Raw genomic sequence first — 18,949 nt, 5'->3', positions numbered from 1 at the left:
CCAAGGATTCCCATGCCCGCCTTGAGCCCCATCAAGTCTGCGCCTGTTTCGCGCATCCGGTTTGTTCCGTTCCCCCCGAACCACCTGTTGCGAGGCCTGTCGGTGCTGACGCTGGCGGCGGTGTTGAGCGCTTGCGGCAAGTCCGAAGTCCCCGCCGCTGCGGCCGCCGGCGGCATGCCCCCGCCCGAGGTCGGCGTGATCACGGTGGCGCCGGGTGACGTGGGGCTGGTGACCGAATTGCCGGGCCGGCTGGAAGCTTCGCGCGTGGCCCAGGTGCGGGCGCGGGCGGCGGGCATCCTGCAGGAGCGTTTGTTCCGCGAAGGCAGTGATGTCAAGGCGGGCCAACCGCTGTTCCGCATCGACGCTGCGCCGTATGCCGCGGCCTTGCAGAGCGCCCAGGCGGGCCTGGCCCGCTCGCAGGCCAACCTCACGCAGGCCACCGCGCTGGCCGAACGTTACGCACCGCTGGTGAAGGAAAACGCCATCAGCCAGCAGGAATACGCGAGCGCCGTGGCGGCGCAGAAGCAGGCCGAGGCCGATGTGGCTGCTGGCCGTGCTTCGGTGCAGACCGCCAACATCACGCTGGGCTATGCCCGCGTGACCGCGCCCATTTCGGGCCGCATCGGCCGCTCGCTGGTGACCGAGGGTGCGCTGGTGGGTCAAGGTGAGGCCACGCAGCTGGCCGTCATCCAGCAGATCAACCCGATGTATGTGAACTTCACCCAGTCTGCCGCCGAGGTGTACCGACTCCGCAAGGCCATGGAAGGCGGTCAGCTCAAGGGCGCAGGCGCGCAAGCCGCTGCGGTGCAGGTGGTGATGGAAGACGGCAGCGTGTACGAGCAGCCGGGCCGCTTGCTGTTCTCCGACCTCACCGTGGACAGTGCCACCGGCCAGGTGACCTTGCGCGCCGAGGTGCCCAACCCCCGGGGCACGTTGCTGCCGGGTCTGTATGTGCGCGTGCGTCTGGAGCAGGCCACTGCCGGCAATGCGATCACCTTGCCGCAGCAGGCGGTGACGCGTTCGGCCCAGGGCGACAAGGTGTCGGTGGTGGGTACCGACGGAAAAGTGACCCAGCGCAACGTGAAGGTGGGCGGTCAGCAAAACGGCCGCTGGGTGATCCTGGACGGTCTGAAGACCGGCGAACAGGTCATGGTCGACGGCTTCCAGAAGCTGCAGATGGTGCCGCCGGGCACACCCGTGAAAGCCGTGCCGTGGCAGGCGCCTGGCAGTGCACCGGCCGCGCCGGCTGCCGCTGCGCCGGCGCCCGAGGCTGCGAAGTAAGGAGCGCCCGACATGGCGAAATTTTTCATTGACCGGCCCATCTTCGCGTGGGTGATCGCGCTCTTCATCATGGTGATGGGCGGCGTGTCCATCACGCAGCTGCCGATTGCGCAGTACCCACCGGTGGCGCCTCCGTCCATCGTCATCAACGCCACCTACCCCGGTGCATCGGCTGCCACGCTGGAGAACAGCGTGCTCTCGGTGATCGAGCAGGAAATGAACGGCTCGCCCGGCCTGATCTACATGGAGTCGGTGGCGCAGGCCAACGGCACCGGCAGCATCACGCTGAGCTTCGAGACCGGCACCGACGCCGCTCTGGCGCAGGTGGATGTGCAGAACCGGCTCTCGCGCGCGTCGCCACGCCTGCCCGCTGCCGTGACGCAGCAAGGCGTGCGCGTGGACCGCTCGCGCAGCAACTTCCTGCTGTTCGCCATCCTCTCCAGCGACGACCCGGCCTGGGACCCGGTGGCGCTCGGCGATTACGCCTCGCGCAGCGTGGTGCCCGAGTTGCAACGCCTGCCCGGTGTGGGCCAGGCGCAGCTGTTCGGCACCGAGCGCGCCATGCGCATCTGGATCGATCCGGCCAAGCTGCTGGGCTTCAACCTGAGTGCAGCCGACGTCACCAACGCCATCCGCGCACAGAATGCGCAGGTCTCGGCGGGCGAAATCGGCGCCTTGCCCAACGTGGGTGGCCAGAGCATCGCGGCCACCGTGGTGGTCAACGGCCAGCTCGCCAGCACCGAACAGTTCGGCAACATCGTGCTGCGCGCCAGCCCCGACGGGGCGACCGTTCGCCTCAAGGACGTGGCCCGCATCGAGCTCGGTGCCCAGGCCTACGCCACCTCGGCGCGTCTGAACGGCAAACCCTCCACCGGCATCGGCGTGCAGCTCTCGCCCAGTGGCAATGCGCTGGCCACGGCCGACGCGGTGCGCGCGAAGATGACCGAGCTCGAGCGCTTCTTCCCCGCCGGCATGACCTGGTCGATTCCCTACGACAGCTCGCGCTTCGTGAAGATCTCCATTCAGCAAGTCGCCATCACACTGGGTGAAGCCATGCTGCTGGTGTTCCTGGTGATGTTCCTGTTTCTGCAGAACATCCGGTACACCATCATCCCCACCATCGTGGTGCCGGTGGCATTGCTCGGTACCTTCGCCACGCTGCTGGCCATGGGTTTCTCCATCAACGTGCTGACCATGTTCGGCATGGTGCTGGTGATCGGTATCGTGGTGGATGATGCGATCGTGGTGGTGGAGAACGTCGAACGCATCATGAGCGAGGAGGGCCTCCCGCCACTGGAGGCCACCCGCAAAGCCATGACCCAGATCTCGGGCGCCATCATCGGCATCACCGTGGTGCTCATCTCGGTGTTTGTGCCGCTGGCCTTCTTTGCCGGTTCGGTGGGCAACATCTACCGCCAGTTCTCCGCCGTCATGGGCGTGTCGATCGCGTTCTCGGCTTTCCTCGCGCTCTCGCTCACGCCCGCGCTCTGCGCCACCTTGCTCAAGCCGGTGGAGGCTGGTCACCACCACGAAAAGAAAGGCTTCTTCGGCTGGTTCAACCGCAGCTTTGCACGCACCGCCAAGGGCTACGAAGGTGGTGTGGCCGCGCTGCTGCCGCGCGCTGGTCGCACGCTCGTCATTTACCTGGCCATCGTGGCCGCGGCGGTGGTGGTCTACATGCGGCTTCCCACGTCGTTCCTGCCCGGTGAAGACCAGGGCACGATGCTGGTCAACGTGCAGCTGCCCCCCGGCGCCACCCAGGGCCGCACGCTGGAGGTGATCAAGCAGGTGGAAGACTTCATCCTCAAGCAGCCCGAGGTGCAGAGCATGGTCGGTGTGCTGGGCTTCAGCTTCTCTGGCCAGGGTCAGAACGCCGCGCTGGCCTTCATCACGCTCAAGGACTGGAAGGAGCGGACGGCCGAGGGCAGTTCGGCGCAAGACCTGGCCGGTCGGGCGTTTGGTGCGCTCTCGGGTGTGCGCGATGCCTTCATCTTCCCGCTGAGCCCGCCGCCCATTCCCGAGCTGGGCTCGTCGTCCGGCTTCAGCTTCCGGCTGCAAGACCGTGGCGGTCTGGGTCGCGACGCGCTGCTCAGCGCGCGCAACCAGCTCCTTGGGTTGGTCTCGCAGAGCAAGGTGCTCACCCAGGTGCGCCCCGATGGCCTGGAAGACGCGCCCCAGTTGCAGATCGACATCGACCGCGACAAGGCGAATGCGCTGGGCGTGGGGTTCGATGCGATCAATGCCGCCATCGGCACCGCGCTGGGCTCGACTTACGTGAACGACTTTCCCAACGCGGGTCGCCTGCAGCGGGTGGTGGTGCAAGCCGATGCGCCCGCGCGCATGCAGCCCGAAGACCTGTTGCGCATCAACGTGGTGAACAGCAAGGCACAGGCCGTGCCGCTTTCAGCGTTTGCCACCACGCAGTGGATCACCGGCCCGATGCAGACCGTGCGCTACAACGGTTACCCGTCCATGCGCATCAGCGGCAGCGCGGCGCCCGGTGCCAGCACGGGTGACGCCATCGCCGAGATGGAGCGGCTCGCTGCGCAGTTGCCGCAGGGCATCGGCTACGAGTGGACCGGTCAGACGCGCGAGGAAAAACTCGCCGGCTCCCAGGCCATCATCCTGTACGCCTTCGCCATCCTGGCGGTGTTCTTGTGCCTGGCCGCGCTGTACGAGAGCTGGACGATCCCGCTGTCGGTGATCCTGGTGGTGCCGCTGGGCGTGATCGGGGTGCTGCTCGCCACGCTGATGCGCGGGTATTCCAACGACGTGTACTTCCAGGTCGGCCTGATCACCATCATCGGTCTGTCCGCGAAGAACGCGATCCTGATCATCGAGTTTGCGAAGGACCTGCAGGCACAGGGCAAGGGCGTGATCGAGTCTGCGCTGGCCGCCGCCCACCTGCGTTTCCGTCCCATCGTCATGACCTCGCTGGCGTTCACGCTGGGTGTCTTGCCGCTGGCCCTGGCCTCCGGCGCCGGCTCGGCCAGCCAGCGCGCCATCGGCACCGGCGTGATCGGCGGCATGCTCACCGGCACGGTGTTGGCGGTGGTGTTTGTGCCGATCTTTTTTGTGGTGGTGCGCACGCTGTTCAAAGGCAGCGCGCGACAGCACCAGCGTGATGCCGAGCAGGCACAACAACACGGAGTGCACTGAAATGACCCACCTTCGCTTTGGAGCCCTGAGCCTCGCGGTGCTGGCGCTCTCCGCCTGCTCGTTCACGCCCAAGTACGAGCGCCCGGCCGCCCCCGTGGCCGCCACCTTCCCCGACCAAGTCGCACCCGTCGCGGCGCAGGCCGACAACCTGGCCTGGCGCGAGTTCGTGGGCGATGCCCGCCTGCGCGATCTGATCGCGCTGGCGCTGGCCAACAACCGCGACCTGCGCGTGGCCACGCTCAACATCGAGCAGGTGCGCGCGCAGTACCAGATCCGCCGCGCCGACCAGTTCCCTTCGGTGGGGCTGGCGGCGGCCGGCAACCGCCAGCCCGACGCCAATGGCGGCATCGCCAGCACCTACAGCGTGGGCCTCGCCTTGAGCAGTTGGGAGATCGATTTCTTCGGCCGCCTCGGCAGCCTCAAGGAAGCGGCGCTCGCCCAGTACCTCGCCAGCGAAGAAGCGCGCCACGCCGCGCAGACCAGCCTGGTGGCGGCGGTGGCCAGCAGCTGGCTGAGCCTGCAGACCAACGACGAGTTGCTGGCCCTGACCCAGCGCACCGTGGCCACGCGCGAAGACTCCCTGCGCCTGAGCAAGCTGCGCTTCGACAACGGCGCCACCTCGGCGCTGGACCTGCGCCAGGCCGAGTCGCTCACCGCGGCTGCGCAGTCCGCGCTGGCTCAGCAGCGCAGGGCGCGTGCGCTCGACCTGAACGCGCTCACGCTGCTGGTGGGGCAAACGCCGCCGGCCGGGCTGCTGCCTGCGCCACCCACCATGCCCCAGGCCACCACGGCCAATGGGGTGGTGGTTCCCGTGGCGCCGGTGCCTGCGGCGGCGATGCTGCGCGATGTGCCGGCCGGCCTGCCGTCCGATCTTCTCGCGCGCCGCCCGGACATCCGCCAGGCCGAGCAGCAGCTGATCGCGGCCAACGCCAACATCGGCGCCGCGCGCGCTGCCTTCTTCCCGCGCATCTCGCTCACCGCCAGCGCAGGCACCGCCAGCAGCAGCCTCTCGGGCCTGTTCGAAAGTGGCTCGTGGGGTTTCACGCTGGCGCCGCAGGCGTTGCTGCCGATCTTCGATGCGGGACGCAACAACGCCAACCTCGGATCCGCCAAGGCCGCGCGCGACATCGCGGTGGCGCAGTACGAAAAATCGATCCAGACCGCGTTCCGCGAAGTGGCCGATGCGCTGGCCGGCAGCGCCACGCTGGGCGACCAGCTCACGGCGCAGCAGGTGCAGGCCACGGCAGAGGCCGAGCGTTTCCGGCTGGCCGAGCTGCGTTACCGCAACGGCGTGTCGAGCTTCCTGGACGTGCTGGACGCACAGCGTTCGCTGTTCACAACGCAGCAGGCGCTGGCACAGACGCGACTGGCGCAGCAGCAAAACCAGGTGGCCTTGTACAAAGCCTTGGGTGGTGGCTGGACAGAGTGAGGGTGGATCCACTCCGCAGCGCTTTGTGAGCCTTTCCGGAGCGTGATGTCTTGCTCAGGGCACCCGAGGATCTGGCTCTGCCGGTCCCAGGGTGCGCCCCCCTTTCAAGGGGGGACGCGCGAAGCGCGGCGGGGGGTTATGTCTTCAAATCGTAAAACTTGACGATCGCGTCCCACGCGACCTTGGGATCGTCCACGTACTGGAACAGGTTCAGGTCCTCGGGCGAGATCGCGCCTTCTTCCACCAGCACATCGAGGTTGATCAGGCGCTTCCAGTAGTCCGAGCCGAACAGCAGGATCGGCACCGGCTTGGCCTTCTTGCACTGCACCAGCGTGATCACCTCGAACAGCTCGTCGAGCGTGCCGAAGCCGCCCGGGAAGGCCAGCAGGGCCTTGGCGCGCATCATGAAATGCATCTTGCGCAGCGCGAAGTAGTGGAACTTGAAGCTCAGCTCGGGTGAGACGTACGGGTTCGCCGCCTGCTCGTGCGGCAGTGCGATGTTCAGGCCCACGTTGAGCGCGCCTTCGTCGTGCGCGCCGCGGCTGGCGGCCTCCATGATGCCGGGGCCGCCGCCGGTGCAGATGTAGAGCTGGTCGGCCTTGGGGCAGCTGGCGCTGTAGCGCGCCACCGTGCGGGCGAATTCGCGGGCGTGGTCGTAGTAGGGTGCGTTGCGCACCATGGCTTTGGCGCGCGCAATGTCGGCCGCTTCGCCGCTGCGTTCGGCGCGCACCAGCATCTCTTGCGCTTCGCTGGCTTCGCGAAAGCGCGCGCTGCCGAATACCACCACGGTGTTCTCGATGCCCGCGTCGCGCTGCGCCAGGTCGGGCTTGAGCATCTCCAGCTGAAAGCGGATGCCGCGCGTTTCGCGGCGCAGCAGGAATTCGGGGTCCGCAAAGGCCAGGCGGTAGGCGTCGGCGTGCAGGGGGTTGCCTTCGTTGGCGTGCGTTTGAAGCTCGGCCCAGGCATCGGCCAGGCGGCGTTCGTTGAGGTTCTGTTTGGTTTCCATGAGAGGCTCCTTGAATCGTCAGTGTGACCGGCTTGTGTGACTACAGCCCGAGTGCCAGGGCCAGCGGCACGAACAGGATGGCCAGTGCATTGCCCAGCATGATCATGGCGCCCACTTTGTCGGGCTCCTGCTGGTAGCGCTCGGCGAGCATGAACTGCATCACGGCCGGGGGCAGGGCGGCGAACAGCAGCAGCTGACCCCTTGCAGCACCCTCCAGGCCGAGCGCCCAGGCCAGTGGGATGCCCACGGCCAGCCCGATGACGGGTCGTGCCAGTGCGCCCAGCAAACCCAGCGCCAGACCCGAGCGGGTGAGGGCAGTGAGCCGCACACCCAGGGCGAACAGCATCATGGGCAGCAGCGCGTCGCCCAGCAGCTTCAGACCGGAGAGCACCACGTCCGGCGGGCGCACCTCGGTGAGCGCGCTGATGAAGCCCAGTGCGGTGCCGATCATGAGCGGGCTGGTGAGCAGGTCGCGTGTGCGCGCCAGGCGGCTGGTGATGCGCGCGCCGAGCGAAAAATGCAGCAGGTTGCTCACCGAAAAGAGCGCCACGGCCGCGCCGAAGTTCGCCGGGCCGAAGGCCAGCAAGGCCAGCGGCAGGCCCATGTTGCCGCAGTTGTTGAACATGACCACCGGCACCAGGGTGCGAGGCTGTGCGCCAAAGGCGCGCGCCAGCGGCCAGGCCAGCAGCCCGGAGCCCAGGATGAGCACCGTGCCGCCGATCAGCAGGGCGGTGTGGTCGGCCATGCGGAAATCGCGCGAGGCCAGCGCCGAATACACCAGCACGGGCGCCAGCACGTCGAGCGCGATGCGGTTGAACACCGACATGTCGGGCACGGCCCGGCGCGCGTAGCCGTAGCCGATGGCCACGATCAGGAAGACCGGGATGATGACGTCGGAGATGCGGGCGAGCAGGTCCATGGCGCGATGTGTTGAATACAAACGAAAGAGGCTCCCGCAGGAGCCTCTTGAACCGGACGATCGGAGCGTGATCAGACCCGTTTGCGGTATTCGCCGGTGCGCGTGTCGATCTCGATCTTGTCGTCTTGCGCCACGAACAAGGGCACGGCGACTTCGAAGCCGGTGGCGATCTTCGCGGGCTTGAGCACCTTGCCGGACGTGTCGCCCTTCACGGCGGGTTCGGTCCAGGTGATCACGCGTTCGACGCTGGTGGGCAGTTCCACCGAGATGGCCTTGCCGTCGTAGAACACCACTTCCACGGTCATGCCGTCTTCGAGGTAGTTCAGCGCGTCGCCCATGTTCTCGGCTTCGACTTCGTACTGGTTGAAGTCGGCGTCCATGCAGACGTACATCGGGTCGGCGAAGTAGGAGTAGGTGCACTCCTTCTTGTCGAGGATGATCTGGTCCATCTTGTCGTCGGCCTTGCAGACGACTTCGGTGGCCATGTTGTTGAGCAGGGCCTTGAGCTTCAGGCGCACGGTGGCGGCACCACGGCCACCGCGGCTGTATTCGGTTTTCAGGACGATCATCGGGTCCTTGCCGTGCATGATGACGTTGCCGGCGCGGAGTTCTTGAGCGATTTTCATAGGGGTTCCAACGGTTGGGCCGCGTGCTCCCGGCGTGGGCTGGACACCCGGGAACTGAGCTGATGGCTGCGATCTGTGCGGCGAGGCAGACGGCTGGCGGAAGCGGTGACCGGCGTGTTGCCCGGGCCGGATTTCCGCAAAGCCTCGAATTTTATCGCCTTTTCCCTATCGCTTCCCCTGCACGAAGTCGCCCAGCTGGGTGACCAGATCGGTCTGGGTCAGCAGGCGTTGGCGCGCAGACTGCACGCAGCCGCGCCAGTCGTCCAGCGTGGCGGCGTCCGGCCACACCGGGGCGGCACTGCCGATCCCGTTCCAGGCGCGGTGAAACACGCGAAGCGTGGCGGGGGCTTGAAGCCAGTCCAGGAAGGCCTCCAGCTTGGCGTGGTGAGCGTCATCGTGCTGTGGGTAGATGTGCCACACGAGGGGCTGGCCGGCCCAGAGCCCACGCACCAGCGAGTCTTCGCCGCGCACAAAATTGAGATCGCAGGCCCAGAGCAGGTGGTCGAAGTCGACTTGGGTGAGCAAGGGCAGGGCGTGCAGCTGGCCGCTCGGGGATGCCTGTGCCGCGCGCCAGGCGCGCCCGGGCGTGACCAGCCACTGCCAGGACGCCTGCGCTGCCTGGCGCAGCACCTCGGGTAGGGCCGCGGGTTCGTAGCAGAACAGGCTGGCCCGGCGTGATGACGGTGACAGCCCCAGGCCGCGCAGCCAGGCTTCAGCGTCGAACGCGGCCTGGCGCTGCAGCAGGTCCGCCTCGCGCAGCAGCCCCCCGGTGCGTTCGGTGAAGCCGGGGTAGAAAAACCACTTGGTGAGTCCGCGAAGGGGCCCGCTCATGACCGGCGAGGGCAGGCGGTGCGACCGTTCCACGTAGGTCTCGGCGCTCAGGTATTCCAGGTTGATCCACACCGGCGGGCGCTCGCCCCCGGTCAGGCGCGTGGCGAGGTCGTGGATGCATTCGGGCGGGGGCTCGCAGCCGAAAGCTTCAATCCAGACGTCCGCCAAAGGTGGGCTGGCCACCTGGTCGGCGTGCAGTGGTGTGGTCCAGTGCACCACCTCGATGCCCTCCACCTGGCCTTCAAGCGCACCGGGCGCCATCCAGGCCAGCGCCAGTGGGTCGTCCAGCCACAGGCGCACCCGTTCGCCGCGCCGCGCGAGCTCGGCCGAGAGCCGCCAGCACACGCCCACGTCGCCGAAGTTGTCGATCACCCTGCAGAAAATGTCCCAACGCATGGGCGCCATTGTCGGGCCAAGGCTTTTCAGGCCGCGCACAATACGCGCCCATGTCCAGCACGCCCACCCCAGCCAGCCATCCCGACCAATTGCTCAGCGAAGTGGCCGCTCTGCCCGGGCTGCCCGGCGTCTACCGCTATTTCGACGCCCAGGGCCAGCTGCTCTACGTGGGCAAGGCGCGCAACCTGAAGAAGCGCGTGTCGAGCTATTTCCAGAAGAGCCACGACGGCACGCGCATCGGCCACATGATCAGCAAGATCGTGCGCATGGAGACCACCGTCGTGCGCTCCGAGGCCGAGGCGCTCCTGCTGGAGAACAACCTCATCAAGACGTTGAACCCCAAGTTCAACATCCTGTTCCGCGACGACAAGAGCTACCCCTACCTCAAGATCACCGGCACGCGCGAGACCTTCCGCACCTCGGCCAGGATGCCGGTGCCCTCACTCGCGTTTCCGCGCATGGCTTACTACCGCGGTGTGGTGGATCGGCGCCACAGTTACTACGGGCCGTACCCCAGCGCCTGGGCGGTCAAGGAGTCCATCACGCTGCTGCAGAAGGTGTTTCGCCTGCGCACCTGCGAAGACACGGTGTTTGCCAACCGCACGCGGCCTTGCCTGCTGTACCAGATCAAGCGCTGCAGCGGCCCCTGTGTGGACCTGGTCGACAGCGAGGACTACGCACGCGACGTGCAGGACGCCGAGCGCTTCCTGCGTGGCGAGACGCAGGCCGTGCTCGATGCGCTGGAGCAGCGCATGCTGGGGCACGCCGAAAGACTCGAATTCGAACAGGCCGCCGAGCTGCGCAACCAGATGACCGCGCTCTCGCGCGTGCTGCACCAGCAGACCATGGACAACCTGTCCGACAAGGACGTGGACGTGCTCGCGGTCAAGGTGCACGGCGGTCGCGCCTGCGTGAACCTGGCCATGGTGCGCGGCGGGCGCCACCTGGGCGACCGGCCGTACTTCCCTGCGCACGTGGACGATGCGACCGCGATCGACAACGCGCTCTCCGAAGAAGGCGATGCGCCCACCGGCGACCCGGCTGAGCGCGTGGCGGTGCAGGTGCTCGAAGCTTTCATTGCTCAGCACTACCTGGGGATCGCCATGCCGCAAATCCTGGTGACCAGCCACGCGGTGGGCCGGCCGCTGCTGGATGCGCTGTCCGAACAAACGGGCAACAAGGTGAACGCGGTGCACAACCCGCGCGAGCACCGCCGCATCTGGCTGGAGATGGCGCAGAAAAACGCCGACATCGCGCTGGCCCGCTTGCTGGCCGAGGAGGGCAGTCAGCAGGCGCGCACCCGGGCACTGGCCGACGCGCTGCAACTGCCCGACGACCAGCTCGACACCCTGCGCATCGAGTGCTTCGACATCTCGCACACGGCTGGTGAGTCCACCCAGGCGTCTTGTGTGGTGTTCGAAGGCCACAAGATGCAGAACAGCCAGTACCGCCGCTACAAGATCGAGGGCATCACCGGGGGCGACGACTACGCGGCCATGAAGCAGGTGCTGCTGCGGCGCTACGGCAAGATCGCCGAGGCCATGCGATCAGAGGACACCCAGGCGCCGAACCTCGCAGTTTCTGAATCTGCCCAGGCTCTCAACGGTGAGGCGCTGGAGCCCGTGGCAGAGCCCACCGCCGAGTCGATCACCGGCCCGCGCATGCCGGACCTGGTGCTCATCGACGGTGGCAAGGGCCAGGTGAGCGTGGCGCGCGAGGTGTTCCAGCAACTGGGCCTGGACCTCTCGATCATCGTGGGTGTGGAAAAGGGCGAAGGGCGCAAGGTCGGCCTGGAAGAACTGGTGTTTGCCGATGGCCGGGAGAAGGTCTACCTGGGCCACGACTCTGCGGCGCTGATGCTGGTGGCCCAGATCCGGGACGAGGCCCACCGCTTTGCCATCACCGGCATGCGCGCCCAGCGGGCCAAGGTGCGCACCGGGGGCAGCAAGCTCGAGGACATTCCCGGCGTGGGTCCGAAGAAGCGGGCGCGCCTGCTGCAGCGGTTTGGGGGAGTGCGCGGCGTGGCTTCAGCCAGTGTCGACGACCTCTGCACCGTGGAAGGCATCTCGGCCGAGCTGGCCGACGCGATTTACCGAGCGCTGCATTGAGCGGGGTTCAGGCGAACGCGCCGCCTTGAAGGCCGTGGTGCAAGAGTTCGGCGGGCACGGTGGGCTCCCAGGGCGATGCGCTGGGCCATGACGGAGTGCTGCGCGGTCCGCTCAGGATCGGGCGTTCAGCCCACCAGGCGCGAGCGGCATCGGCTGAGCAGGTGTCGCCCAACCAGGTCTTGACCCGGCTGCCGTTCCAGTGCGGGTGGCGGTGCAAGCTGCGTGCGGTTTGCCGCGCGAACAGCTCCAGCATGCGGTGGCGCAGTTGCAGCGATTGACCAAAAGGAGATACCCAGTCGATCAACCAGAGCCGGTCGCCGCTGCGCCAGTCGGCGGGCGCCAGTGGACTGGTGGGGTCCTTGATGTAGCGGCTCTCGGCGCGTGCATTCAAACACGCGTAGAGCAGCAAGGCCACGGGGTCTCGCTGGCGCTCGTGCTGACCTGTGCAGACCAGCACGTACTGTCCCTGGCGGATGGGCTCCAGCAAGCGCTTTTCAAGGTTCTTGATGGTGAGCTGGCGGTGGCGAGGCAGTTGCATCCACAACCACACGGCGGCACCGAACGCCTCGCTGGTTCGATTGGCCTGTCCGGTGAGTTGTGGGGCTTGGAGGTGGTTGGTGTGGTGCATGGTCGGGCTGTTGCTCCGGTTCACGGTCTTCGTTGAGAAGTAGATATGAAAGTTGTATTTGAACGCGTCAAAACAGCTTGAAATTGTCTTTCATGTAGTTGTTTAGATTTCATTGAGTGGCAAGAAACCCGGTACGAAACAGACGTCTTCGTGAGAAAGTCCGCGAGCCTGTTCCCGGGCTTGCCCCGCGCCCCGTGCGCCGTCGGTGGGCCGCCCGACCCAGCCCGCATAATCGCGCCATGTTTTTCAACCTCCCCACCCTGCTCACCTGGGCACGCATCGTGGCCATCCCGCTGATCGTGGGGGTGTTCTATCTGGAAGGCATGAGCGTGGCGCAGCAGAACCTGATCGCCACGGTCATGTTTGTCGTGTTCGCGCTGACCGACTGGGCCGACGGTTACCTGGCGCGAAAGCTCAACCAGACCTCGGCCTTCGGCGCCTTCCTCGATCCGGTGGCGGACAAGTTCCTGGTGTGTGCGGCGCTGCTCGTGCTGGTGCACCTGGACCGCGCCGACGTGTTCGTGGCGCTGATCATCATCGGACGTGAAATCGCCATCTCGTCGCTGCGGGAGTGGATGGCGATCATCGGCGCCACCAAGAGCGTGGCGGTGCACATGATCGGCAAGGTCAAGACCACCGTTCAGATGGTGGCCATTCCCTTCCTGCTGTTCGACGGCACCCTGTTCCAGCTGATCGATACCCATGTCTGGGGCACCTGGCTGATCTGGATTTCGGCGGTGCTCACCATCTGGTCGATGGTCTATTACCTGCAGAAGGCCATTCCCGAGATTCGCGCCAAATCCCGCTGACGGCGCAGACGGTCCATGCATTCTCCGACGCAAGACAACGCGTGGCTTCGTGCCATGCCCTGGGTGTTCGTGCTGATCTGGAGCACCGGCTTCATCGTCGCGCGCTACGGCATGCCTTACGCGCCGCCAATGAAGTTCCTCGCGGTGCGCTACGCGCTGTCCATCGCCTGCTTCCTGCCGTGGATTCTCCTGGCCGGTGTGAAATGGCCGACCTCCCGCGCGCAGTGGGTGCATCTCGCGGTCACGGGCGTGTTCATGCACGCGGGCTATCTGGGCGGTGTCTGGGTGGCGGTCAAGGCGGGGATGGGCTCGGGCCTGTCATCGCTCATCGTTGGTTTGCAGCCGGTGCTCACCGCCATCTGGCTTTCGGGCACCGGCTCCCGAGTCAGCAAGCGGCAATGGCTGGGTCTCGTGCTGGGTTTTACCGGGCTGGTACTGGTGGTGTCGCGCAAGTTCGGGGCCGGAGGCCCGGGGGACCAGGCCACCTGGTTCAACCTGTCGCTGGCGGTCATGGCGCTGTTCTCCATCACCATCGGCACGCTGTACCAGAAGCGTTTTGTGGCAGCCTGTGACGTGCGCACCGCCAACGCGGTGCAACTGCTCGCGGCCTTGCTCGTCACGCTGCCCCTGACCTTGCTGGAAACCGAGGTCATGCAATGGAACGGCCAGCTCATGGGGGCCATGGCCTGGTCGGTGCTCGGGCTGACGCTGGGTGGCAGTTCGCTGCTCTACATGCTCATCCAGCGCGGTGCGGCGACCTCGGTCACGAGCCTGATGTACCTGGTGCCACCGTGCACCGCGCTGATCGCCTGGGTGTTGTTTGCAGAGCCCATCACGGCGGTCACGCTGGCGGGCACGGCCATCACCGCTTTTGGCGTGAGCCTGGTGGTCCGCGCTTCACGGTAACGGCGCGCCGCGCTGGCTTCCACGGTTCGTGGCGGAAGCGTTCGACCAGAAAATCCACCAGCAGGCGAATGCGCCGCGGCGTCTGCGCGCGGTAGGGCGCGAGCCAGTGGATGTCGGCGTCCGTCATCGCGTGGTCGGGCAGCACGCGCACCAGTTCGCCGCCGGCCAGTTGCGGTGCCACGTCCCACAGGCTGCGCAGCATGATGCCGTGGCCGCCCAAACACCAATCGCGCACCAACTCGCCCGAATTGCTGGAGAGCGGACCGTTCACCGGCACGTGATGGACCCGCGCCTCGCCTGCGCGCTGCAGCCGCCAATGGTCAAACCGCTGGCCCGGCCCGCCGCCGTTTTCGCGCACCACCAGACAGCGGTGATCGCCGAGTTCTGGCAGCGTGTGCGGCGTGCCGTGCCGCGCCAGGTAGGCCGGCGCGGCCACCAGGACACGCTGGTTGCTGGCCAGCCGCCTCGATGCCCATTCCGCTGCGCGCTCGTTCGGTGCGTTCCAGAGCCAGATGGCGCCGTCAAATCCTTCCACGGCGAGATCGGGCAGCTGTTCGGTGAGCTGCAACTGCACCTGCACGCCCGGGTGCAGGGCCTGGAACTCGGCCAGCGCCGGCCCGACCCACAGGCGACCAAAGCCGAAGGTGGCCGCCAGCCGAATCGGTCCGGCCGGCTCGACCTGACGTTCGCGCAGCTCGGCTTCCACATCCTCGAAGGCACGCAGCAGGGGCGCGGCCCGCTCGCACAAGGCATCGCCTTCGGCTGTGGGACTCACGCGCCGGGTGGTGCGCTGGAACAGTTTCAGGCCCAGGCCCGCTTCCAGCGCGGCCAGGCGTTTGGTGACCACCGAAGGCGCCACCCGCATCGCTCGGGCAGCCATCACGAGGCTGTGATGCTGGCGCACGGCGAGCACAAGTTCCAGATCGGCACGGTCCAATTGCTTCCTTTTTGGCTCGAATCAATTGCCGAATTATTGCTGAGAAGCGGGCTATGCTGGCGACCTCCAACGACCCTTGCGAAAGTACACCCATGAGCCAACACCGCATCGCCGTCATCGCCGGAGACGGCATCGGCACCGAAGTCATGCCCGAGGGCATCCGCGTGCTCGAAGCCGCCGCGACGAAGTTCGGCATCGACCTGCAGTTCGACCACTTCGACTTCTCCAGTTGCGACTATTTCGAACGCCACGGCAAGATGTTGCCGGACGACTGGAAAGACCAGATCGGGGGCCACGAGGCGATTTACTTTGGTGCGGTGGGCTGGCCCGACAAGGTGCCCGACCACATCTCGCTCTGGGGTTCGCTGCTGCTGTTCCGCCGCGAGTTCGACCAGTACGTCAACGTGCGGCCCGCGCGCCTCATGCCCGGCGTGATCGCCCCGGTGGTGCGGCGCGACGGCAGCGCGCGTGCGCCCGGCGAGATCGACATGGTGATCGTGCGCGAGAACACCGAAGGCGAGTACTCCAGCATCGGCGGGCGCATGTACCCCGGTACCGAGCGCGAGATCGTGATGCAGGAGACGGTGATGTCGCGCATCGGCGTGGACCGTGTGTTGCGCTACGCCTTCGAGACCGCGCGCTCGCGCCCCAAGAAGCACCTGACGAGTGCCACCAAGAGCAACGGCATCGCCATCACCATGCCGTACTGGGACGAACGCGTGGCCGAGATGGCCAAGGAGTACCCGGACGTGCGGGTCGACAAATTCCACATCGACATCCTCACCGCACACTTTGTGCAGCGCCCCGACTTCTTCGACGTGGTGGTCGGCAGCAACCTGTTCGGCGACATCCTCTCCGACCTGGGGCCGGCCTGCACCGGCACCATCGGCATCGCACCCAGCGCCAACCTCAACCCCACGCGCCAGCACCCGTCTTTGTTCGAACCCGTACACGGATCGGCGCCCGACATCGCCGGCCAGGGCATTGCCAATCCGATCGGCCAGATCTGGTGCGGCGCGCTCATGCTCGACTTCCTGGGGCACCGCGCAGCGCACGATGCGGTGATGAACGCCATCGAAGCGGTGCTGCAGCCCGGCAGTGGCGCGCCCCGAACCGCCGATCTCGGCGGGATGGCGGGCACCGCCGACGTGGGACGAGCGATTGCGCAGGCCATCAAGGCTTGATCCCGGGCGTGGCGCGCGGCAGCGCAGCGGGTGAAAACGTCTAGAATCTCGCCTCTTGTGCCGTCGGGAAGGGGCATGCTCTCCCTGTGTATTGACAGGGTTCGCAGCCCATGGGTCTAATCCAATGCGTTCGACACGGTCATCACCGTGTCCAGCGATCAACAAGACCCGTCCCACGGCCGCCAACCGCGCCGTTCCAGGACAAGCTTTGTACCAACGGAACACTCATCTCAATCCAAGAGGGGCCATTTGTGAACAAAACAGAACTCGTCGAACACATTGCCAAGAACGCCGACATCTCCAAGGCAGCCGCCACGCGCGCACTCGATTCGACCATCACCGCCATCCGCACCACGCTCAAGAAGGGCGGCACCGTGTCCCTCGTGGGTTTCGGTTCTTTCGCGGTGACCAAGCGCCCTGCCCGCAAGGGTCGCAACCCCCGCACCGGCGACGAGATTAAAATCAAGGCCGCCAAGGTGCCGAAGTTCCGTCCGGGCAAAGCGCTCAAAGACGCACTGAACTGAGGCCATCGCCCACTTTCCGGTGGGGTGCTTAGCTCAGTTGGCAGAGCGGCTCCTTTACACGGAGTAGGTCGGCGGTTCGACCCCGTCAGCACCCACCACCATCGAAAAGGCGAACCAGGGTTCGCCTTTTTTGTTGTCCTCCAGACAACGTTCCACATCCCTTTTGAAGCAGCAGGGTCCCAGGCATGTTCGATACCATCCGCAACCACAAGAAGTACCTCATGGGCTTCTTGCTGATCCTGATCATTCCCTCGTTCGTGCTCTTCGGCATCGAGGGGTACACCCGGTTCAATGAAAGCGGTGAACCCGTTGCCTCGGTGGACGGACAGGAGATCACCAAAGCCGAATGGGACCAGGCCCACCAGGTCGAGTCACAGCGCTTGCGCGAGGCCATGCCCACGCTGGACGCCAAGCTGCTGGAGAGCGACGAAGCGCGCTACGCCACGCTGGAGCGGCTGGTGCGCGACCGCGTGCTGGCCACGGCGGCGCAAAAACTCAACCTCTTCACCAGCGACCAGCGTCTGGCCAGCGAGCTGCAACAAAACGAAGCCATCGCTGCCTTGCGCAAACCCGACGGTTCGCTGGATGTGGAGGCTTACCGCGCGCTGGTGGCCCGCCAGGGCATGACGCCCGAGATGTTCGAGGCGCGCGTGCGCGCGGACCTGTCGCAGCGGCAGGTGGCACAGAACATCCTCGGATCGGGTTTCGCACCCGTGGGCCTGGCCACCGTGTCGCTCAACGCCTTTTTTGAACGCCGCGAAGTTCAGATCGCCCGTTTCAACGCAGCCGACTTTGCCGCCCGCGTGAAGCCGACCGATGCCGAGATCGAGACGTTCTACAACGCCAACGGGCCGTTGTTCCAGGCGCCCGAACAAGCCGATATCGAGTACCTTGTGCTGGACGCGGCTTCGCTGCAAGCGTCTTTGGCGCTCAACGAGGCCGACGTGCGCGCCTATTACGACCAGAACGCCGGGCGACTGGCCGGTGCCGAGGAGCGTCGCGCCCGCCACATCCTGTTGACGGTGCCCGCTGGAGCCGCCGCAGCCGACAAGGAAGCCGTGCGCGCCAAGGCGGCGGCCCTGCTGGAGCAACTGCGCAAGAGCCCGGAGACGTTTGCCGACGTGGCCAAGGCACAGTCGCAAGACCCCGGCTCTGCCGCCAACGGTGGTGACCTGGATTTCTTCGCGCGTGGCGCCATGGTCAAACCGTTCGAGGACGTGGCGTTCTCGCTGTCCAAGGGTGGCATCTCCGATCTGGTGGAGACCGAGTTCGGCTTCCACATCATCCAGCTCACCGACATCAAGACACCGCCACAGAAAAGCTTCGAGTCCATGCGGCCCGAGATCGAAGCCGAGCTCAAGCAACAACAGGCGCAGAAGCAGTTCGCAGAAGCAGCGGAGACCTTCAGCAACCTCGTGTACGAACAGGCCGACAGCCTCCAGCCCGCAGCCGATCGTCTGAAGCTCGACATCCGCACGGCCCAGGGTGTCCAGCGCCAGCCACAAGGTGCGCCCGGCGTCCTGGCCAACGAGCGGCTCCTGGCTGCACTGTTCGCGCCCGACGCGATCGACAAGAAGCGCAACACCGAAGCCATCGAGACCGGCTCCAACCAACTGGTGGCTGCACGGGTGGTGAAGCACTCGCCCGCCCGCACCCGCCCGCTGGACGAGGTGCGCGAAACGGTGCGGGCCCGCCTGGTGGCTCAGCGCTCGGCCGAACTGGCGCGCGAAGAGGGCGAGAAGCAGCTCCAGGCCTGGAAATCCGGCGGCGCTGCGACGGGCCTCTCCGCCGCGCAGACGCTGTCGCGCGAGAACACGCAAGGCCTCGCCCAGCCGGTGTTGACCGCCGCACTCAGTGCCGACCCCAAGAGCTTGCCGGCCTGGGTCGGTGTGCCGCTGGGCGACGCAGGTTATGCCGTCGTGAAGGTTGAAAAAGTGCTGCCTCGTGAGGCCCGACCCCCTCAGGCCTTGACCCAGGAAGTGCAGCAGTACAGCCAATGGTGGGCCGGCGCAGAGAGCCTGGCTTACTACGAAACGCTCAAAACGCGCTTCAAGGCCCGCATTCTGGTGAACGAGCCCAAGCCCGCTGTGCCCGTGGCAGCCTCCCGCTGAGGTTTATCCGCGGCTGGCCGGAAGGCGCTGCGCGACTTCCGGCTATAATCTGCGGCTTGCGGTGGCTGTAGCTCAGTTGGTAGAGTCCAGGATTG

At 66.3% G+C, this 18,949-nt stretch carries 15 protein-coding genes and 1 tRNA gene; 10 read left to right on the top strand and 6 right to left on the bottom strand.

Annotated features, from left to right (window positions below; all coding sequences use genetic code 11):
* The first annotated feature begins 12 nt into the window (after nt 1–12).
* Genes Q1W68_RS10380 through Q1W68_RS10370 form a run of 3 tightly spaced genes read left to right on the top strand, consistent with a single transcriptional unit; the run spans nt 13 to nt 5,869 of the window.
* Nucleotides 13–1,281, top strand: coding sequence for an efflux RND transporter periplasmic adaptor subunit (locus tag Q1W68_RS10380; RefSeq protein WP_300716534.1), 1,269 nt, complete (start codon nt 13–15; stop codon nt 1,279–1,281).
* Between the two features lie 12 nt (nt 1,282–1,293).
* Nucleotides 1,294–4,440 carry an efflux RND transporter permease subunit gene (locus Q1W68_RS10375; RefSeq protein WP_300658050.1) on the top strand — a complete coding sequence of 1,049 codons (3,147 nt, stop codon included), beginning with the start codon at nt 1,294–1,296 and terminating at the stop codon, nt 4,438–4,440.
* A gap of 1 nt (nt 4,441) precedes the next feature.
* Nucleotides 4,442–5,869, top strand: a complete 1,428-nt coding sequence (locus tag Q1W68_RS10370; RefSeq protein ID WP_300655531.1) for an efflux transporter outer membrane subunit — start codon at nt 4,442–4,444, stop codon at nt 5,867–5,869.
* 136 nt (nt 5,870–6,005) lie between these two features.
* Here the strand turns inward: Q1W68_RS10370 and Q1W68_RS10365 are convergent, their stop codons facing one another.
* The 4 genes from Q1W68_RS10365 to earP all read right to left on the bottom strand — a co-directional run bounded on the left by Q1W68_RS10365 (nt 6,006) and on the right by earP (nt 9,647).
* Nucleotides 6,006–6,875, bottom strand: coding sequence for a TIGR00730 family Rossman fold protein (locus Q1W68_RS10365; RefSeq protein ID WP_300716530.1), 870 nt, complete (start codon nt 6,873–6,875; stop codon nt 6,006–6,008).
* A gap of 40 nt (nt 6,876–6,915) precedes the next feature.
* A complete protein-coding gene (locus tag Q1W68_RS10360; RefSeq protein WP_300716528.1) occupies nt 6,916–7,794 on the bottom strand; it encodes an AEC family transporter in 879 nt (292 codons plus the stop codon).
* A gap of 71 nt (nt 7,795–7,865) precedes the next feature.
* On the bottom strand, nt 7,866–8,420 hold the full coding sequence (efp, locus tag Q1W68_RS10355) for an elongation factor P (protein WP_300716525.1): 555 nt from the start codon (nt 8,418–8,420) through the stop codon (nt 7,866–7,868).
* Between the two features lie 165 nt (nt 8,421–8,585).
* Nucleotides 8,586–9,647: an elongation factor P maturation arginine rhamnosyltransferase EarP gene (earP, locus tag Q1W68_RS10350; RefSeq protein WP_300658052.1), complete on the bottom strand. Its 1,062-nt coding sequence runs from the start codon at nt 9,645–9,647 to the stop codon at nt 8,586–8,588.
* A 50-nt stretch (nt 9,648–9,697) separates the two neighbouring features.
* Between earP and uvrC the strand changes: the two genes are divergently transcribed.
* A complete protein-coding gene (gene uvrC / locus Q1W68_RS10345) occupies nt 9,698–11,755 on the top strand; it encodes an excinuclease ABC subunit UvrC (RefSeq protein ID WP_300716521.1) in 2,058 nt (685 codons plus the stop codon).
* Between the two features lie 7 nt (nt 11,756–11,762).
* On the opposite strand, the gene Q1W68_RS10340 is transcribed toward uvrC, so the two are convergent.
* Nucleotides 11,763–12,383 carry a toxin-activating lysine-acyltransferase gene (locus Q1W68_RS10340; protein WP_300716519.1) on the bottom strand — a complete coding sequence of 207 codons (621 nt, stop codon included), beginning with the start codon at nt 12,381–12,383 and terminating at the stop codon, nt 11,763–11,765.
* 239 nt (nt 12,384–12,622) lie between these two features.
* Between Q1W68_RS10340 and pgsA the strand changes: the two genes are divergently transcribed.
* Both pgsA and Q1W68_RS10330 read left to right on the top strand, forming a co-directional pair.
* Nucleotides 12,623–13,192 (top strand): CDP-diacylglycerol--glycerol-3-phosphate 3-phosphatidyltransferase, encoded by a 570-nt coding sequence (gene pgsA, locus Q1W68_RS10335; RefSeq protein WP_300656083.1) that lies wholly within the window; start codon nt 12,623–12,625, stop codon nt 13,190–13,192.
* Nucleotides 13,193–13,207: 15 nt separating this feature from the next.
* Nucleotides 13,208–14,098: a DMT family transporter gene (locus Q1W68_RS10330; RefSeq protein WP_300656081.1), complete on the top strand. Its 891-nt coding sequence runs from the start codon at nt 13,208–13,210 to the stop codon at nt 14,096–14,098.
* Here Q1W68_RS10330 and Q1W68_RS10325 read toward each other — a convergent pair.
* Nucleotides 14,055–15,035: a LysR family transcriptional regulator gene (locus Q1W68_RS10325; protein ID WP_300656079.1), complete on the bottom strand. Its 981-nt coding sequence runs from the start codon at nt 15,033–15,035 to the stop codon at nt 14,055–14,057. The genes Q1W68_RS10330 and Q1W68_RS10325 overlap by 44 nt on opposite strands.
* Before the next feature lie 92 nt (nt 15,036–15,127).
* On the opposite strand from Q1W68_RS10325, the gene Q1W68_RS10320 reads away from it, so the two are divergent.
* The 4 genes from Q1W68_RS10320 (at nt 15,128) to Q1W68_RS10305 (ending at nt 18,854) form a co-directional block, all read left to right on the top strand.
* Nucleotides 15,128–16,219 carry a tartrate dehydrogenase gene (locus Q1W68_RS10320; protein ID WP_300656078.1) on the top strand — a complete coding sequence of 364 codons (1,092 nt, stop codon included), beginning with the start codon at nt 15,128–15,130 and terminating at the stop codon, nt 16,217–16,219.
* A 233-nt stretch (nt 16,220–16,452) separates the two neighbouring features.
* Nucleotides 16,453–16,743, top strand: a complete 291-nt coding sequence (locus Q1W68_RS10315) for an HU family DNA-binding protein (RefSeq protein ID WP_268766309.1) — start codon at nt 16,453–16,455, stop codon at nt 16,741–16,743.
* 22 nt (nt 16,744–16,765) lie between these two features.
* Nucleotides 16,766–16,841, top strand: a tRNA-Val gene (locus Q1W68_RS10310).
* Nucleotides 16,842–16,928: 87 nt separating this feature from the next.
* Entirely contained in the window at nt 16,929–18,854 is a 1,926-nt protein-coding gene (locus Q1W68_RS10305) for a SurA N-terminal domain-containing protein (protein ID WP_300656076.1), read from the top strand.
* The last annotated feature ends 95 nt before the right edge of the window (nt 18,855–18,949 follow it).

The sequence above is a fragment of the Hydrogenophaga sp. genome (genome assembly GCF_030158645.1).
Classification (GTDB): Bacteria; Pseudomonadota; Gammaproteobacteria; order Burkholderiales; family Burkholderiaceae_C; genus Hydrogenophaga.
Note: the sequence above shows the minus strand (reverse complement) of the source record. Positions and strands in the feature narration are given on the sequence as shown.

Coding starts and splice junctions, on each gene's coding strand:
- uvrC (WP_300716521.1), top strand. CDS start 9,698: ATGTCCAGCACGCCCACCCCAGCCAGCCATCCCGACCAATTGCTCAGC.
- Q1W68_RS10320 (WP_300656078.1), top strand. CDS start 15,128: ATGAGCCAACACCGCATCGCCGTCATCGCCGGAGACGGCATCGGCACC.
- efp (WP_300716525.1), bottom strand. CDS start 8,420: ATGAAAATCGCTCAAGAACTCCGCGCCGGCAACGTCATCATGCACGGC.
- Q1W68_RS10330 (WP_300656081.1), top strand. CDS start 13,208: ATGCATTCTCCGACGCAAGACAACGCGTGGCTTCGTGCCATGCCCTGG.
- earP (WP_300658052.1), bottom strand. CDS start 9,647: ATGCGTTGGGACATTTTCTGCAGGGTGATCGACAACTTCGGCGACGTG.
- Q1W68_RS10370 (WP_300655531.1), top strand. CDS start 4,442: ATGACCCACCTTCGCTTTGGAGCCCTGAGCCTCGCGGTGCTGGCGCTC.
- Q1W68_RS10305 (WP_300656076.1), top strand. CDS start 16,929: ATGTTCGATACCATCCGCAACCACAAGAAGTACCTCATGGGCTTCTTG.
- pgsA (WP_300656083.1), top strand. CDS start 12,623: ATGTTTTTCAACCTCCCCACCCTGCTCACCTGGGCACGCATCGTGGCC.
- Q1W68_RS10375 (WP_300658050.1), top strand. CDS start 1,294: ATGGCGAAATTTTTCATTGACCGGCCCATCTTCGCGTGGGTGATCGCG.
- Q1W68_RS10340 (WP_300716519.1), bottom strand. CDS start 12,383: ATGCACCACACCAACCACCTCCAAGCCCCACAACTCACCGGACAGGCC.
- Q1W68_RS10365 (WP_300716530.1), bottom strand. CDS start 6,875: ATGGAAACCAAACAGAACCTCAACGAACGCCGCCTGGCCGATGCCTGG.
- Q1W68_RS10360 (WP_300716528.1), bottom strand. CDS start 7,794: ATGGACCTGCTCGCCCGCATCTCCGACGTCATCATCCCGGTCTTCCTG.
- Q1W68_RS10380 (WP_300716534.1), top strand. CDS start 13: ATGCCCGCCTTGAGCCCCATCAAGTCTGCGCCTGTTTCGCGCATCCGG.